The 15674-nt window shown below is 72.3% G+C and carries 13 protein-coding genes; 2 read left to right on the top strand and 11 right to left on the bottom strand.

Annotation, left to right across the window (positions count from 1 at the left end; translation table 11 throughout):
* Window positions 1–3: 3 nt before the first annotated feature.
* From ACIRU3_RS10685 to ACIRU3_RS10670, 4 genes are all read right to left on the bottom strand, one after another.
* Window positions 4–2253 (bottom strand): tetratricopeptide repeat protein, encoded by a 2250-nt coding sequence (locus tag ACIRU3_RS10685; RefSeq protein WP_404054337.1) that lies wholly within the window; start codon window positions 2251–2253, stop codon window positions 4–6.
* Entirely contained in the window at window positions 2250–3962 is a 1713-nt protein-coding gene (locus ACIRU3_RS10680; RefSeq protein ID WP_404054334.1) for a trypsin-like peptidase domain-containing protein, read from the bottom strand. The genes ACIRU3_RS10685 and ACIRU3_RS10680 overlap by 4 nt, the downstream gene beginning before the upstream one ends.
* A 159-nt stretch (window positions 3963–4121) precedes the next feature.
* Complete coding sequence (locus ACIRU3_RS10675) at window positions 4122–4580, bottom strand: TIGR03668 family PPOX class F420-dependent oxidoreductase (RefSeq protein WP_404054331.1); 459 nt, start codon at window positions 4578–4580, stop codon at window positions 4122–4124.
* Between the two features lie 13 nt (window positions 4581–4593).
* Complete coding sequence (locus tag ACIRU3_RS10670) at window positions 4594–5235, bottom strand: phosphoribosyltransferase (protein WP_404054329.1); 642 nt, start codon at window positions 5233–5235, stop codon at window positions 4594–4596.
* Window positions 5236–5424: 189 nt separating this feature from the next.
* Between ACIRU3_RS10670 and ACIRU3_RS10665 the strand changes: the two genes are divergently transcribed.
* Window positions 5425–6192 carry a polysaccharide deacetylase family protein gene (locus ACIRU3_RS10665; protein WP_404054457.1) on the top strand — a complete coding sequence of 256 codons (768 nt, stop codon included), beginning with the start codon at window positions 5425–5427 and terminating at the stop codon, window positions 6190–6192.
* Window positions 6193–6276: 84 nt separating this feature from the next.
* Here ACIRU3_RS10665 and ACIRU3_RS10660 read toward each other — a convergent pair whose 3' ends face one another.
* On the bottom strand, window positions 6277–7212 hold the full coding sequence (locus ACIRU3_RS10660) for an alpha/beta fold hydrolase (RefSeq protein ID WP_404054326.1): 936 nt from the start codon (window positions 7210–7212) through the stop codon (window positions 6277–6279).
* A 108-nt stretch (window positions 7213–7320) separates the two neighbouring features.
* Window positions 7321–8136: a hypothetical protein gene (locus ACIRU3_RS10655; protein WP_404054324.1), complete on the bottom strand. Its 816-nt coding sequence runs from the start codon at window positions 8134–8136 to the stop codon at window positions 7321–7323.
* 140 nt (window positions 8137–8276) lie between these two features.
* On the opposite strand from ACIRU3_RS10655, the gene ACIRU3_RS10650 reads away from it, so the two are divergent.
* Window positions 8277–8717: an SRPBCC family protein gene (locus ACIRU3_RS10650; RefSeq protein WP_404054321.1), complete on the top strand. Its 441-nt coding sequence runs from the start codon at window positions 8277–8279 to the stop codon at window positions 8715–8717.
* 174 nt (window positions 8718–8891) lie between these two features.
* Here ACIRU3_RS10650 and ACIRU3_RS10645 read toward each other — a convergent pair whose 3' ends face one another.
* From ACIRU3_RS10645 to ACIRU3_RS10625, 5 genes are all read right to left on the bottom strand, one after another.
* Entirely contained in the window at window positions 8892–10043 is a 1152-nt protein-coding gene (locus tag ACIRU3_RS10645) for an XdhC family protein (protein ID WP_404054319.1), read from the bottom strand.
* A 46-nt stretch (window positions 10044–10089) separates the two neighbouring features.
* Window positions 10090–11547, bottom strand: a complete 1458-nt coding sequence (locus tag ACIRU3_RS10640) for an NCS2 family permease (RefSeq protein ID WP_404054316.1) — start codon at window positions 11545–11547, stop codon at window positions 10090–10092.
* Window positions 11548–11756: 209 nt separating this feature from the next.
* Window positions 11757–14141 carry a xanthine dehydrogenase family protein molybdopterin-binding subunit gene (locus tag ACIRU3_RS10635; protein WP_404054314.1) on the bottom strand — a complete coding sequence of 795 codons (2385 nt, stop codon included), beginning with the start codon at window positions 14139–14141 and terminating at the stop codon, window positions 11757–11759.
* Between the two features lie 2 nt (window positions 14142–14143).
* A complete protein-coding gene (locus ACIRU3_RS10630; protein ID WP_404054311.1) occupies window positions 14144–14725 on the bottom strand; it encodes a (2Fe-2S)-binding protein in 582 nt (193 codons plus the stop codon).
* Window positions 14725–15618, bottom strand: coding sequence for an FAD binding domain-containing protein (locus ACIRU3_RS10625; protein ID WP_404054309.1), 894 nt, complete (start codon window positions 15616–15618; stop codon window positions 14725–14727). The genes ACIRU3_RS10630 and ACIRU3_RS10625 overlap by 1 nt, the downstream gene beginning before the upstream one ends.
* Between the last annotated feature and the right edge of the window lie 56 nt (window positions 15619–15674).

Raw genomic sequence — 15674 nt, 5'->3', positions numbered from 1 at the left:
TTCTCAGAACGTGCTCATCGGCCGCACGGCATGGGCCAGGTCGAGCAGCCGGCCGTGCTCGCCCGCGGTGCGTGCCTGTGCCGCCAGTTGTCTGAAGGACTGCTCCAGCAGCGTGCGCAGGGGGTCCTCGGCACCGGATCCGAACCGGTCGCCGGTGGGGAACTCCGGCCCCCAGCCCTGTTCCGGGCGGCAGTGCAGGAGGTTCTCGCGGACCTCGGCGACCAGCCGGGCCCGGGACTCGCCGTCGGCGGCGCCGCCGTCCAGGTGCAGCTCGGGCAGCCGGCGGTCCGCGTCCCGCAGGTCGGCCACCGACGGGGCGCTGCCGTGCAGGATGCCGGCGCGGACGCGGACGGCCGCGATGCGGGCGGCGTCGTGGTGGCGGGAGGTGGAGGGGACGTCGTCGAGGACGCGGACGGCCGCGTCCCGGTCACCGGTGGCCAGGTGGCCTCGGGCCAGGCCGAACGCGGCCGCCGTGTGGGCGAAGTCCCGGGCCCACACGGCCTCGTAGAACCGCATGGCGCGGGCCGTGCGCCGGTCGCCGCCGTGTTCGGCGCAGTAGCCGAGGGCGAGTTTGGGCACGTATTCGCCGGGCAGCGCCCGGTAGACGGCTTCGAAACAGCTGCCGGCCCGCCGTACCTCGGCCTTGCTCAGATGGAGGACGCCGCGGTGCCAGGCGATGCGCCAGTCGTAGGCGGCGGCGCGCTCGCCGAGCAGGGTCTCGGCCTCGGTCAGCCAGCTCTCGGCCTCGTCCTGTGCGCCCTTTCTGAGGTAGGCGCGGCACAGCCACAGCGCGGTCTCGGGGGTACCGAGCCGGGATTCGCGGGGCCACTGCCGGGCGACCCGGTCGGGGGCGTCGGGCGGGAAGGTGTCGAGCAGCAGGGCGGCGCCGTCGTCGGGGTCGGGGACCGGCTCCGGCAGGGCGCCGGCGACCTCGGTGGCCGAGGGCGGCGAGACGTCCAGTTCGGCGGGAAGTTCGCCGGAGCGGGTGGTCCAGTGGTCCAGGGAGGGGATCGCGCCGAGTCCGGCGTCGAGACTGGCCTCGGTGGCACGGAACCGGGTGGAGCTCTCGGGCAACTGCTCGCCGAACTGCAGCGACCGGAACTCGCGGAGTACTTCCCAGAGTTGACGGGACATCTCGGCGGCCGAGCGGAACCGGGCGCGGGGTTCGGCGTGGGTGGCGCGGTCGATGAGGCGGCGGAAGGAGTCGGGGGCGAGGCCGCGGGCCGGCTCGGCGCCCCGGGCGAGGGCCTGCAGGGTCATGCCGACGGTGTAGAGGTCGCTGTCGACGTGCCAGCCGCGGCTGTCGACCTCCTCCTTGGGCGGGGCGAAGGTCGCTGTGTAGACGTAGCCGGAGCCGCGGTCGCCGATCGCGCGGACCGCACCGAGGTCGATGACCTTGATGGCCCGCCCGAAGTGGATGACGTTGGCCGGCTTCATGTCGCAGTAGAGCAGCCCGCGTTCGTGCATGTACTGCAGGGCGCCGAGGATCTTGCAGCCGTAGGTGAGGACGTGGTCGAGGCGGGGGAGGCCATGGAAGATCCGCTCGGCGTCGTCGGCGTCGAAGAGCTGCTGCAGGGAGCGGCCGCCGATGTAGTCCATGACCAGGTGGCCGGCGGGTGAGCGGCCGGGGGCCTGGTGTTCGGCGTAGGTGATGATGCGGACGATGTCGGGGTGGTGCAGGTCGGTGAGCGAGCGGCGCTCCTCGACGGCGTTGCGGCGGGCGAGCGCGTCGTGGATGTTGATCAGCCCTTTGAGGACGACGCGGTAGCCGTCGGCGCGTGTGTCCTCGGCGAGGTGGATCCAGCCGAGGCCGCCGCGGGCCAGGCAGCCCAGGATCCGGTAGTGGTCGGCGACCATGTCGCCCTTGTTCAGCTGGGGCAGGAAGGAGTAGGGGGTGCCGCAGCGGGGGCAGCGGCCGGTGGCGCGGGCGGGCTGGCCGCCGTAGCCGATGCCGATGGTCATGGTGCAGCCGTCGGCGCCGCAGCGGCCGCCGCCGGTGGGCGGCCGGGGGTCTTCGACCAGCCCGCCCTCGGGGACGGGGACGTCGGGCAGCAGGACCAGTCCGTGCTGGTCGAGTTCGCCGACGCCGGCGACGGCGTGCGTGGGCTGCGGGGCGGGTGGTTCCTCGGTGCCGGGGCCCGGTGGCGGCGGCGGCGGGTCGGTCTGCGGCTCCGGATGCCTGTGTCCGCAGGTGTCGCAGTAGCCGGTGCCCATGATGTGGCCGGCGCAGCCGGGCCGGATGCACGAGGTCATGAGCCGCCTCCCCTTCCGGATGTCGTGCCGGGTCCGGGCGCCGTGCCGGAGCAGAAGCCGACGAACCGCCGGACGGCGGTCTCCGCCGCGTCCACGTCGCACGGGGTCTGCCGCAGCAGCGACAGGGCGAGTTCGTAGAGCCGGTAGGCCTCCACGACACGGTCGCCGCCCTCGGCCGCGGCCCGTTCCCGGCACAGCGGCCACTCGGCGGTGACCCGGCCGAGGAGTTCCTCGCGGCGGTGCACCCGGGCGTCGAGGACCTGGACCGCCTGTTCCAGGCGCCGGCTGCGTCGTTCGGCGGCGTCCTCGAAGGTGAACAGCAGGTCGGCCAGGCGGGGTTCCCTCTCCCGTTCGGGGGTGTGGGCCACCCATGCGCGCAGCATCCGGGTGCGCCGTACGCCGGCTTCCGCCTGGTCCAGCAGGTGCCGGGTGCCCGGGTCCACCGACACTCGGTCGCGGTGCTCGTCGAGGGCGGGCCCCAACTCGTCGACTATGTAGTCGAGTTCGCGGTGCAGCCGGGCCCAGCGGTCGCGCAGCGGTCGCTGTACGAAGGATTCGGCCGCGCGGGCCGAGCGGTCGCCCGGGCGGCGGAAGACCAGTAACAGCCTGGCCCCCTGCTGGGCGAGGCGGTCCAGTAGGCCCAGCAGGGCGTCGGGTTCGGCGGCCTGGTCCACGCCGACCAGGACCGCGGCGAGCGGGACCCGCAGGGCGCCGAGCCGCTCGGGCCGGGGGTCGCCGCGGATGCCAAGCCGTCCGGCGATCCGGTCCATCACCTGAGCGGCCGTCATGTTCTTGACGTCCAGGGCGAGATCGTGACCGCCGGCCGGGGGCACGGTTTCGGGCGGGTCGTGGCTGAAGGCGCTGGTGTTCTGCTGGGTGCGCAGTTCCCGGTCGGCCAGCGTGACGGCACGGGTGAGGGTCCAGGCGCGGCCGCTGCGGGCGGGGACCACGGTGACGAGCACCGGCCAGCCCTCGCCCCGGAACCAGGAGGCGAGTTCGGTGGCGAACGGCACGTCGAGCCGGCCGGCCGCGGCCGTCACTCCGGGGCGCAGCGCCGGGTCGACGGCTTCGGCGCCCTCGGTCCAGACGGCGGCCTGCGGCAGATGGCTCAGGATGGTCTCGGTGGGGCTCATGTAGCTGAAGACGGAGCCCGGGCCCACGTCGACACTGAGGACGATCCCGATGACCTCGTCGGTCTCGTGGTCGACCACTCCCCCGCCGCTGAAGCCCGGGGCGGCGAGTTCGTCCGGGGTCTGCGGGCGCAGCTGCACCTGGTTGTCCCGGCCGCGGGCGGCGACCAGGGTGGCGCCGTGCCAGCGGCCGCCGTCGTCGCCGGCCGGGAAGCCGTACATGCTCACCGGCCCGTGCGGCGAGGCGAGCCGGTAGAGGCGGGTGGTGTGCTCGGCGGGCAGCGGCTGTGCCAGCCTCAGCAGGGCCAGATCGCCGCTGCGGTCGCCGAAGGCGTCGTTCCGCTCCGGTACGTACTCGTCCTCCCGGACCACGGCGGCCACGCCGGGAACGCCGGGAACGCCGACGAAGTGGACGACATAGGGCCGACCGGGTCGCACGACATGGGCCGCGGTGAGCACCCGGTCGGGGGCGAGCAGCACCCCCGCACCGAGGACCAGCCCGTCCGGCTGTTCGATGCGGGCAACCCAAGGTGGCGTCCGTAACCGCGACTTGACGGCTCGCTCCCCCGTGCGCGTCATGTCAACCGAGGTTACTCCGCGTACTCTTTCGGTACCACTGGTGTGCACGGGTTGTCGCGGACGGGCGGGGGCCCGCGGTGATCCAGAGGTGCGGGGCACCCGCCAGGAGAGCTTCTCCCGCGCCGAGTCGGACCGGTACGCCGCCGACCGGGTCCGGCTTCACTGCGTGCGGGCCTGCCATCCCGTCCACCTGCGTACGGTGACGGCGATCACCGGGCCGCCCGGCGGGTGGTCCCGGTACTGCGGGTACTTCTCGCACAGCAGCGCGACGGCGGTCCCGTAGGCCCGGTGTGCTGCCGGATCGGCGGCGTCGGGCGGCAGGATGCGGGCCTCGCCGTCGGCGCGGACCCACCACAGGTGGTCCCAGTTCTCGTCGTAGGCGTCCGCGAGCAGGCACACGGCCGGGTGGGCGGCGATGTTGCGGAGCCGTTGGAGCCGGGTGGTGGTCTTGGGCTTGTGGTCGACGGCGGTCACCAGCCCGTCGGCGCCGTCGAGGGTGCGCCGGGCGAAGACCACCGGCACCTGGTGGGGGCGGCCGGCCGGGTCGACCGTGGCCAGCCGGGCCACCCGGGCGGCGGTGAACCGGTCTCGCGCCTCCGCCTCGGCCAGTTCGGGCATCCTCGCTCCTCGTTCACCGCACATGGAGTGCGCCGAGCACGTCGGCGTCGGTCAGCTGCGCGAAGTCGTCGTACCACTGGCCGACGGCGCTGAACGCGGCCGGCCGGTACGGGCACACGACGGTGTCGGCCTCGTCGGCGAGCCGGTCCAGGGAGTCCGGGGCGCCGACCGGGACCGCCAGGACGACCCGGGCGGGGGCGCGGCGCGACACATGGCGCAGCGCGGCGCGGGCGGTCGCACCGGTGGCCAGGCCGTCGTCGACGACGATGACGGTACGGCCGCGCAGCTCCAGAGGCGGGCGGTCGCCGCGGTAGCGCTGCTCGCGCCGGGCCAGTTCGCGCCGCTCCCGCTCCACGACCGGGGCGAGTCGCTCCTCGGTCAGGCCCAGGTGATCGAGGGTGTCGGTGTCGAAGAGGGGCGGGTCGTCGGCGGCGAGGGCACCGACGGCGAACTCCTCGTGGTGCGGGGCGCCGATCTTGCGTACGACGAGCACGTCGAGCGGGGCACCCAGGGCCCGGGCGACGGGCGCGGCCACGGCGATCCCGCCCCGGGGCAGGGCCAGGACGACGGGGTCGGGGAGTTCGCCCCGGTCGTGCAGGTCGCTCAGCAGGCCGGCGAGTGTCCGTCCGGCCTCGGCACGGTCCCGGTAGCGCATGGGCTCGTCCTCTCGCCGGGGGTCCTCTGCTCGCCCGTACCTCCATGGTGCTACGGCGACCCGGCTTGTGGTCCGCGGCGCACGCGCAAGTATTCGAACATGCGATCTATACACTGAGTGTATAGTCCCCGCATGCCTCTTTCGACTTCGGCCGGGACGAACCCGGCCTCGCAGCCCGCGCCCCAGAAGATGCACGGAGGGCGCCGAAGGTTGCGTCTGTCCGCGCTCGCCTCCGCCGTGGCCTGTCTGGCTCTCACGGTGTCCGGCTGCGCCGAGGTCGACACGACCTCGCCGAGCGGCGCACGGGCCGAGGCCGCGCACGGGGCACAGGCCCGGTTCGGGACCGTCGACTGCCGCCGGGCCAAGTGCATCGCGCTCACCTTCGACGCCGGGCCCAGCGAGAACTCGGCACGGCTGCTGGACATCCTCAAGGAGAAGAAGGTCCCGGCGACCTTCTTCCTGCTCGGCAAGCGGCACATCGACACGTATCCGGAGCTGGTCAAGCGGATGGCGGCCGAGGGCCACGAGGTGGCGAGCCACACCTGGGACCACAAGATCCTCACCCGGATCTCGGACGCGCAGATACGGGAGGAGCTGAAGCGGCCCAACGACGCGATAGAGCGGCTCACCGGGCACAAGCCCACGCTGATGCGCCCGCCGCAGGGCCGCACGGACGCCGACGTCCACAAGATCGCCAGGGAGCAGGGCCTCGCGGAGGTGCTGTGGAGCGTGACCGCGAAGGACTACACGACCAACGACTCCGCGCTGATCACCAAGCGGGTGCTGGAGCAGGCGTCCCGGGACGGGATCATCCTGCTGCACGACATCTACAAGGGCACCGTGCCCGCCGTTCCCGGCATCATCGACGCACTGAAGGAGCGCGGGTACGTCTTCGTGACGGTGCCCCAGCTGCTGGCGCCCGGCAAGGCCGAGCCGGGGCAGGTGTACCGACCCTGACCTCGGTACCGGGTGTGGCCTCGGTACCGGGTGTGGCCTCGGTACCGGGTGTGAACTCGGTACCGGGTGTGAACTCGAAGAGGTTCAGGCCGGGATGCGCCGGCCGTTCCGGGCCGAACGCCCTTCGCGCCCCTCGGCCGAAACAGCCGCGCGGCCCTCGTCCGGCGCACCCGGACGACGCGGGGCGGCCCCCGCGTCGATGAACTCCCGCAGGTCCGCCGTGAGCTGTTCCGCGTGGGTGGCGAACAGGCCGTGGCCGCCGTTCTCGTACACCTTCAGCGTGGCGTGCGGCAGCAGCCGCGCGGCGCGTTCCCCGGTGAGCGCGAGGGGTGCCGAGGTGTCATGGGTGCCGTGCACGACGAGTACCGGGACACTCACGCCGGGCAGTTCGGCGGTGAGGTCGAGGGCGGCGACCACGGCCCGCACCTCGTTCGCGGCGCGGGGGGTGGCGGCCAGACAGCGGTCCACGAGGTACCGGACATAGGCGGCGGACAGCTCGTTGCCGGGCCGGCCGATGGCGAAGAAGTCGTCCGCCGCGGCGGTGAAGTACCCCGCGCGGTCGCGCCGGAAGACCTCGTCGTCGGCGCGCACCACCTCCGGGTCCACGCCCTGCGGAAGGCCCGGCGAGCGGACGAGGCCCGGGGTGAGGCCGGCGACGAGCGCGGCCCGGGCCACCCGGCCGGAGCCGTGCCGGGTCAGGCAGCGAACCACCTCGGCGGCGCCGACGGAGTGCCCGATCAGCGTCGCTTCCCGCAGGTCGAGGTGGTCGAGCAGGCCGTGGACATCGTCGGCGAGGGTGTCGAGGTCGTAGCCGAGCCAGGTGTCGTCCGAGCGTCCGTGGCCGCGCCGGTCGAACCCGACGCACCGGTAGCCGGCCTCGGCCAGCGGCAGCATCTGGTACTCCCACAGCTCGTGGCCGAGGTACGCGCTGCTGACGAAGACGACGACGGGTCCGGAGGCGGGGCCGTGGTCGACATAGTGCAGACGGGTGCCGTCGACGGGGCTCTCGTAGTACGGCATGGGGGCTCCTCGGGGTGGTCCGGGCGGGTTCGGACGGGACGGGGCGTCCCGTCGTGCCACGCTCCCGATCTTTCCCGGAGCCGGCCCCGGGGTCGATTACCTGCCAGGTCAAGCGCCCGCGGCCGGGCCGGTCCCGGCGTCCCGCAACGCCTTGGTGAGCAGCGTGCCGGCCACGATGAGGGCCGCGCCCAGCCACCACATGGCGTCGAAGACCAGGACGGCGATCCCGATCGGCACCAGCAGGCCGGCCAGCGGCAGCACCAGGTCGGCCACCCGGGGCGGGGCCGGGCCCGGCAGTCCGCTGTCGCGCCGGGCGCGGGCACGGACCACGTCGGGGTACCAGTCGGTGAACCGGAAGGCCGCGACGATGGCCAGGAGCTGGATGATCCAGCCGGTCCAGAGGTTGTTCGGGTTGTGCAGGACGAGGTCGCCGTAGCCGCCCGCGAGCGCCGCCACCAGGAAGGCGAGCCCCCACACCCCGGTGATGACGTAGTTGGTGCGCAGGAACGCGGGTGTGTCCCAGAGGGCCGGGTCGACCTGTTCGCGGGCGTACTGGAGGGTGAACGGCATCCGGACGGCCATCGAGCCGAAGGCGATCAGCACCAGGGCGATGTTGGAGACCTCCCCGGCATACGTCTCGAGCCAGCGCAGCGTGCCGTCGCTCGCCAGGATGCCCACGACGGCCATGCCGGCGAAGAAGACCAGGTCGGAGAGTTCCAGGAGCTTCCATGAGCTGCCCCGGTGGGCCAGCCTGCCCAGGAGGATCAGGGCGACCGAGCAGGCCAGGGCGAGAGCGACCGAGATCTCGAACCGGCCCGGTCCGACCAGCAGGGAGAAGATGATCCACGGAGCCATGCCGACGACGGGGCTCTCCAGGAACCCGCTCAGGCCGGAGGCCGCCGCGGTGCGGTCCGCGGTGCTCACCCTTCCAGGGTGAGCACGTTGCGTCCCATCGGCCACTCGTGTGCTCACCCGTGCGCCGGCGGTCGTCCCGCTGCTGCCCCGGAGAGGTGAGCCGGGAGCGAACTCGCAGGTGGCCGACGGTTATTCCCTACGATCGTGCTGTGCCCTTCTTCTCTCTCCGACGCACCGTGCCGCTCCCCCTCGACGAGGTGTGGCGCCGGCTCACCGAGTGGCCGCGCCACGGCGACGTGGTCCCGCTCACCCGGATCACCGTGGTCACGCCCGCGCCGACCCGGGAGGGCACACGCTTCGTGGCCCGTTCAGGCTTCGGCCCCCTCGCCTTCGAGGACCCCATGGAGGTCACGCTCTGGCGCCCGCCGGACGACGGCGGGCCCGGCCTGTGCCGCCTGGAGAAACGCGGGCGGGTCGTGCTCGGCTGGGCCGAGATCGAGGTCCGGCCGGGGCCCGGGGGCCGTACCCGGGTGGTGTGGCGGGAGGAGCTGCGGCTCCGCCTCTTGCCGCGCTTCCTCGACGGCGTGCTGGAGCGAGCGTCACGCGCGGTGTTCGGGCGGGCGATCAACCGGTTGCTCAGGCGGCCGTGAGTGAGGGGCACGCGCACGGGGACGGGCGATCGGCAACGGCCACCGCGGTGGCCGGCGTCCGCGGGCGGGCGCTCGCCGACGGCGAACGGCATGCCGGGTCCGGACAGCGCGGCTCAGGGCGGCGCCGGCCGGCAATCGCCCCTCCCGCGTGCGCCTCGGCCCACCGGCCCGGTCTCAGGCCACCGACCCGATCCGCCCCGCCGGGCGTGAGGTCGCGTCATGGTGGATCGGGGTGTGGGCTCCGGTCAGGGAGATCCCGCTGCCGCCCCGCCGGTTCGCGACGATCTCCGCGCCGATGGACAGGGCGGTCTCCTCGGGCGTACGGGCGCCGAGGTCCAGGCCGATCGGGGAGCGCAGACGGGCCAGTTCGAGTTCGGTGACGCCGATGTCGCGCAGGCGCTCGTTGCGGTCCAGGTGGGTGCGGCGGGAGCCCATCGCGCCGACGTAGGCGACCGGCAGGCGCAGGGCCAGCCGCAGCAGCGGCACGTCGAACTTGGCGTCGTGGGTGAGGACGCACAGCACGGTGCGGCCGTCGACCTCGGTGCCCTCCAGGTACGTGTGGGGCCACTCGACGACGATCTCGTCGGCCTCGGGAAAGCGGGCCCGGGTGGCGAACACCGGGCGGGCGTCGCACACCGTCACGCGGTAGCCCAGGAACTTGCCGACGCGGACCAGCGCGGAGGCGAAGTCGATCGCGCCGAAGACGATCATCCGGGGGGCGGGGACCGAGGACTCCACCAGGACGGTCAGCGGGGCGCCGCAGCGCGAGCCCTGCTCGCCGATCTCCAGGGTGCCGGTGCGGCCCGCGTCCAGGAAGGCGCCGGCCTCGGCGGCCACCGTCCGGTCCAGTTCGGGGTGGGCGCCGAAACCGCCGTCCCAGGAACCGTCGGGACGTACGAGCAGAGCCCGGCCCCTCAGGTCGGCCGGCCCCTCGACGATCCGCGCGACCGCCGCCGCCTCCCCACCGGCGGCGGCGGCCAGCGCGGCCGCGAGCACCGGCCGGGCGGGACCGTCCGCGCGGACCGGTGTGACCAGGATGTCGATGATGCCCCCGCAGGTCAGGCCCACGGCGAAGGCGTCCTCGTCGCTGTATCCGAAGCGCTCGAGCACGGTTTCCCCGTCCTCGAGTGCCTGTTGGCACAGCTCGTACACGGCGCCTTCCACGCACCCGCCGGAGACCGAGCCGATGGCCGTGCCGTCGGCGTCCACCGCGAGGGCGGCGCCCGGCTGGCGCGGGGCGCTGCCGCCGACGGCCACCACGGTGGCGACGGCGAAGTCACGGCCCTGCTCGACCCACCGGTTCAGCTCCTCGGCGATGTCCAGCATCTCTCGGTCTCCTAACGGGTTGCGTGGAAGGGCGTCGGGCGGGCGGCTAGTGCACGCCGAGCCAGCCCTCGATGGGATGGAGCGCGAAGTAGACCAGGAAGATGACCGTCAGACCCCACATGAAGGCACCGATCTCGCGGGCCTTGCCCTGGGCGGTCTTGATGGCCACGTAGGAGATGACGCCCGCGGCGACACCGGTGGTGATGGTGTACGTGAACGGCATCAGGACGACGGTCAGGAAGACCGGGATCGCGGTGGCGCGGTCGGCCCAGTCCACGTGCCGGGCGTTCATCAGCATCATGGCGCCGATGACGACCAGGGCGGCGGAGGCGACCTCCTGCGGGACGATCGCCGTGACCGGGGTGAAGAACAGACAGGCAGCGAAGAACAGGCCGGTGACGACGGAGGCGAGACCGGTACGGGCGCCCTCGCCGACGCCGGTGGCCGACTCGATGAACACCGTCTGGCCGGAGCCGCCCGACACACCGCCGATCGCACCGCCGGCGCCGTCGATGAACAGCGCCTTGGACAGGCCCGGCATACGGCCCTTGTCGTCGGCCAGGTTGGCCTCGGTGCCGACGCCGATGATGGTGGCCATCGCGTCGAAGAACCCGGCGAGCACGAGCGTGAAGACGATCATGCCCACGGTCATCGCGCCGACCTTGCCCCAGCCGCCGAACTCGACGTGTCCGAAGAGCGAGAAGTCGGGCATCGAGACCGCGCCGCCGTGCAGTTCGGGGGCGCCGTTCGCCCACTGCTTGGGGTCGATGACGCCGAGCCCGTTGAGGACGGCGGCGACGACCGTGCCGGAGATGATGCCGATGAGGATGGCGCCGGGGATGTTCCGGGCCTGCAGCATGAAGATCAGCAGGAGGGTGCCGGCGAAGAGCAGGACCGGCCAGCCGGCGAGTTCACCGGCGGGGCCGAGGCTCACCGGGGTGGCCTTGCCCTGGTGCACGAAGCCGGCCTTGTAGAAACCGATGAGGGCGATGAAGAGACCGATGCCCATCGTGATGCCGTGCTTGAGCGCGAGCGGAATCGCGTTCATGATCATCTCGCGCAGGCCGGTGACGACCAGCAGCATGATGACGACGCCGTACATCACACACATGCCCATGGCCTGTGGCCAGGTCATCTGCGGGGCGACCTGCGAGGACAGGACGCCGGAGACGGACAGGCCGGCGGCGAGCGCGAGGGGCACCTTGCCGACGAAGCCCATCAGCAGCGTGGTGAAGGCCGCCGCGAACGCGGTCGCGGTGATCAGTGCCTTCTGGCCGAGCGTGTCCCCCGCCGCGTCCTTGCCGGACAGGATGAGGGGGTTGAGCAGGAGGATGTAGGCCATCGCCATGAAGGTGGTGATGCCGCCGCGGACCTCACGCGAGACCGTGGACCCTCTTCTGGATATGTGGAAGTACCGGTCGAGCCAGGACCGCCCGGCCGGGACGCGGCTGCCATCGCCGGCGTCGTCGGCTGCGGTCCTGGGCTCCACTGACTGCTGGGTCATGGTGCCATCTCCCAAGGTTCACAGGGGCACCCGTACAACCGCCTCTGCGGTCACGGGATTTGGGGAATGGACGACCCGGGGGACGGCCCGAGACGAACGAATTTCCTGGTACTTCAAGGACCGCGAGCGGTGCGGAACTCAAAGGGGGTTCCTCCGGGCGGCGCGGCGGAGTGTGTGACGTTCCCTGCGCCGCCCGGAGAGCTGGGGTGCTACACGGTCCCCGTGAGGTGCTCGGGCCGTACCGGAGTGCGGTTGAGCTCCAGCCCGGTCGCGTTCCGGATCGCCGCGAGGACGGCCGGAGTGGACGACAGGGTCGGGGCCTCGCCGATGCCGCGCAGCCCGTACGGGGCGTGGTCGTCGGCGAGTTCGAGCACGTCGACCGGGATGGTCGGCGTGTCGAGAATCGTGGGGATCAGGTAGTCCGTGAAGGACGGGTTCCTGACCTTGGCCGTCTTCGGATCGACGATGATCTCCTCCATCACCGCCACGCCCAGGCCCTGGGTCGTACCGCCCTGGATCTGGCCGACGACGGAGAGCGGGTTGAGCGCCTTGCCGACGTCCTGGGCGCAGGCCAGCTCGATGACCTTGACCAGGCCGAGTTCGGTGTCGACCTCGACGACCGCGCGGTGCGCGGCGAAGGAGTACTGGACGTGTCCGTTGCCCTGGCCGGTGTGCAGGTCGAAGGCCTCGGTCGGCCGGTGCCGCCACTCCGCCTCGATCTCGACGGTCTCGCCCTCCAGGACGTCGGCCAGGTCGCCGAGGACCTCGCCGCCGTCGGTGACGACCTTGCCGCCCTCCAGGAGGAGTTCGGCGGTGGCCCAGGCGGGGTGGTAGGTGCCGAACTTGCGGCGGCCGATCTCCAGGACCTTCTCGCGGACGAGTTCACAGGTGTGCTTCACGGCGCCGCCGGTGACGTAGGTCTGCCGCGAGGCCGAGGTCGAACCGGCGCTGCCCACCTGGGTGTCGGCCGGGCGGATGGTGACCTGCGTGACGCCCAGCTCGGTGCGGGCGATCTGCGCGTGGACGGTGACACCGCCCTGGCCGACCTCCGCCATCGCGGTGTGCACGGTCGCGACCGGCTCGCCGCCGATGACCTCCATGCGCACCTTGGCGGTGGAGTAGTCGTCGAAGCCCTCGGAGAAGCCGACGTTCTTGATGCCTACCGCGATGCCGACACCGCGTACGACGCCTTCGCCGTGCGTGGTGTTGGACAGACCACCGGGCAGCTGCCGTACGTCGGCGCCCTCGCTGGACTCCCACTGGCGCTCGGGCGGCATCGGCATCGCCTTGACGCGGCGCAGCAGTTCGGCGACCGGGGCCGGGGAGTCGACCGGCTGCCCGGTCGGCATGATCGTCCCCTGCTCCATCGCGTTCAGCTGCCGGAACTCCACCGGGTCCATGCCCAGCTTCTTCGCCAGCTTGTCCATCTGCGCCTCGTAGGCGAAGCAGGCCTGGACCGCGCCGAAGCCGCGCATGGCGCCGCAGGGCGGGTTGTTGGTGTAGAGGGCGATGGCCTCGATGTCGACGTCGTCGACGACGTACGGGCCGACCGAGAGCGAGGAGGCGTTGCCGACGACCGCCGGGGAGGCGGACGCGTAGGCGCCGCCGTCCAGCACGATCCTGCACTTCATGTGCGTGAGCTTGCCGTCCTTGGTCGCGCCGTGCTCGTAGTGGAGCTTCGCCGGGTGGCGGTGGACGTGCCCGAAGAAGGACTCGAACCGGTTGTAGACGATTTTGACGGGCTTGCCGGTGCGCAGCGCCAGCAGGCAGGCGTGGATCTGCATCGACAGGTCCTCGCGGCCGCCGAAGGCGCCGCCGACGCCCGACAGCGTCATGCGCACCTTGTCCTCGGGTAGGCCGAGGACGGGCGCGATCTGGCGCAGGTCGGAGTGGAGCCACTGGGTGGCGATGTAGAGGTGGACGCCGCCGTCCTCCTCGGGCACGGCAAGGCCGGACTCGGGGCCGAGGAAGGCCTGGTCCTGCATGCCGAAGGTGTACTCGCCCTCGACGATTACGTCGGCCCGCCCGCGGGCCGCCTCCACGTCGCCGCGGACGATCGGCTGGCGGTGGACGATGTTCGGGTGCGGGACGTGGCCGATGTGGTGGTCGTCGCGGCCCTCGTGGATGAGGATGGCGTCCGGCGCGGTGGCGGAGGCCTCGTCGGTGATGACGGGCAGCTCCTTGTACTCCACCTTGATCTTGGCGGCGGCGCGGCGTGCCGTCTCCGGGTGGTCGGCGGCGACGATCGCGACCGGCTCGCCGTGGTGGCGTACCTTGCCGTGGGCGAGGACCGGGGTGTCCTGGATCTCCAGGCCGTAGTTCTTCACCTCGGTGGGCAGGTCGTCGTAGGTCAGGACCGCGTAGACGCCGGGCGTGGCCAGGGCCTCACCGGTGTCGATCGAGACGATCTCGGCATGGGCGACGGTGGAGCGCAGGATCTGGCCCCACAGCATGTCCTCGTGCCACATGTCGGACGAGTACGCGAACTCGCCGGTGACCTTGAGGGTGCCGTCCGGGCGGAGCGTGGACTCACCGATACCGCCCTTGGTACGGGAACCCTGGGTGATCTTGGTGGGAGCGCCGTTGGTGGGCATGCTCAGACCGCCTCTCCCTGCCGGGCGGCCGCCAGGCGGACCGCGTCCATGATCTTCTCGTAGCCCGTGCAGCGGCACAGGTTGCCCGACAGCGCCTCGCGGATGTCCGCGTCGGACGGGTTCGGGTTGTTCTCCAGCATCTCGTCGGCGGCGACCAGCAGACCGGGGGTGCAGAAGCCGCACTGGACGGCGCCGGCGTCGATGAACGCCTGCTGGATCGGGGAGAGTTCCTCGCCCTCGCCGGTCTGCGAGTCGGTGCCCTTGGCCTGCCATCCCTTGGCCGCGTCGAGCGAGGTGCCGCAGGCGCCGGTCGTGCAGCCGCCCTCGGTGCGCTGCTTGGCGTAGTCCGCGAGGCCCTCGACGGTCACGACCTCGCGGCCCTCGGCCTGTCCGGCCGCGACCAGGCAGGAACAGACCGGGACGCCGTCCAGGCGGACCGTGCAGGAGCCGCACTCGCCCTGCTCGCAGGCGTTCTTGGAACCGGGCAGGCCGAGCCGCTCGCGCAGGACGTACAGCAGCGACTCGCCCTCCCAGACGTCGTCTGCTTCCTGCGGGCGTCCGTTGACGGTGAAGTTGACACGCATTACGCAGCTCCCTCCGAGGCGTGGCGGGTGCCGCGGTACGACTCCCAGGTCCAGGTGAGTGTCCGGCGGGCCATGACACCGACCGCGTGGCGGCGGTAGCTGGCGGTCCCCCGGACGTCGTCGATCGGGTTGCAGGCCGCGGAGCACAGGTCCGCGAACTGCTTGGCGACCGACGGGGTGATGATCTTTCCGTTGTCCCAGAAGCCGCCCTCTTCCAGGGCCGCGTTCAGGAAGTCCTCGGCGGTCCTGGCCCGCACGGGCGTCGGGGCGGCGGAGCCGATGCCGGTCCGGACGGTGCGGGTCTCGGGGTGCAGGGCGAGTCCGAAGGCGCACACCGCGATGACCATGGCGTTGCGGGTGCCGACCTTGGAGTACTGCTGCGGTCCGTCCGCCTTCTTGATGTGGACGGCGCGGATCAGCTCGTCGGGCTGGAGCGCGTTGCGCTTGACGCCGGTGTAGAACGCGTCGATCGGGATCAGGCGGGTGCCGCGGGCCGCCGACTCCGCCTCGACCTCGGCGCCGGCCGCGAGCAGGGCGGGGTGGGCGTCACCGGCGGGCGAGGCCGTGCCGAGGTTGCCGCCGACACCGCCGCGGTTGCGGATCTGCGGGGAGGCGACCGTGTGCGAGGCGAGCGCGAGACCCGGCAGCTCGGCACGGAGATTCTGCATGATCTTGGTGTACGGGACGGAGGCACCCAGCCGTACGGAGTCCGCGCCGACCTCCCACTCGGAGAGGTCGCCGATGCGGTTGAGGTCGAGGAGGTACTCGGGCCGGCGGTGGTCGAAGTTGATCTCGACCATCACATCGGTGCCACCCGCAATCGGCACAGCGGTGGGGTGCTCGGCCTTTGCGGCGAGCGCCTCCTCCCAGCTGGCGGGGCGAAGGAAGTCCATGACCGGCTCTCTTCTTCTTCGTCTCGTGGGTCGTACGTATTGAGCCAATCCGTGTG

The sequence above is a fragment of the Streptomyces sp. NPDC101151 genome, assembly GCF_044768335.1.
GTDB lineage: Bacteria > Actinomycetota > Actinomycetes > Streptomycetales > Streptomycetaceae > Streptomyces.
The sequence above is the reverse complement of the archived record's forward strand: the minus strand, read 5'-3'. Positions and strand labels throughout refer to the sequence as shown.

Coding starts and splice junctions, on each gene's coding strand:
- ACIRU3_RS10685 (WP_404054337.1), bottom strand. CDS start 2,253: ATGACCTCGTGCATCCGGCCCGGCTGCGCCGGCCACATCATGGGCACC.
- ACIRU3_RS10680 (WP_404054334.1), bottom strand. CDS start 3,962: ATGACGCGCACGGGGGAGCGAGCCGTCAAGTCGCGGTTACGGACGCCA.
- ACIRU3_RS10675 (WP_404054331.1), bottom strand. CDS start 4,580: ATGCCCGAACTGGCCGAGGCGGAGGCGCGAGACCGGTTCACCGCCGCC.
- ACIRU3_RS10670 (WP_404054329.1), bottom strand. CDS start 5,235: ATGCGCTACCGGGACCGTGCCGAGGCCGGACGGACACTCGCCGGCCTG.
- ACIRU3_RS10665 (WP_404054457.1), top strand. CDS start 5,425: ATGCACGGAGGGCGCCGAAGGTTGCGTCTGTCCGCGCTCGCCTCCGCC.
- ACIRU3_RS10660 (WP_404054326.1), bottom strand. CDS start 7,212: ATGCCGTACTACGAGAGCCCCGTCGACGGCACCCGTCTGCACTATGTC.
- ACIRU3_RS10645 (WP_404054319.1), bottom strand. CDS start 10,043: ATGCTGGACATCGCCGAGGAGCTGAACCGGTGGGTCGAGCAGGGCCGT.
- ACIRU3_RS10640 (WP_404054316.1), bottom strand. CDS start 11,547: ATGACCCAGCAGTCAGTGGAGCCCAGGACCGCAGCCGACGACGCCGGC.
- ACIRU3_RS10635 (WP_404054314.1), bottom strand. CDS start 14,141: ATGCCCACCAACGGCGCTCCCACCAAGATCACCCAGGGTTCCCGTACC.
- ACIRU3_RS10630 (WP_404054311.1), bottom strand. CDS start 14,725: ATGCGTGTCAACTTCACCGTCAACGGACGCCCGCAGGAAGCAGACGAC.
- ACIRU3_RS10625 (WP_404054309.1), bottom strand. CDS start 15,618: ATGGACTTCCTTCGCCCCGCCAGCTGGGAGGAGGCGCTCGCCGCAAAG.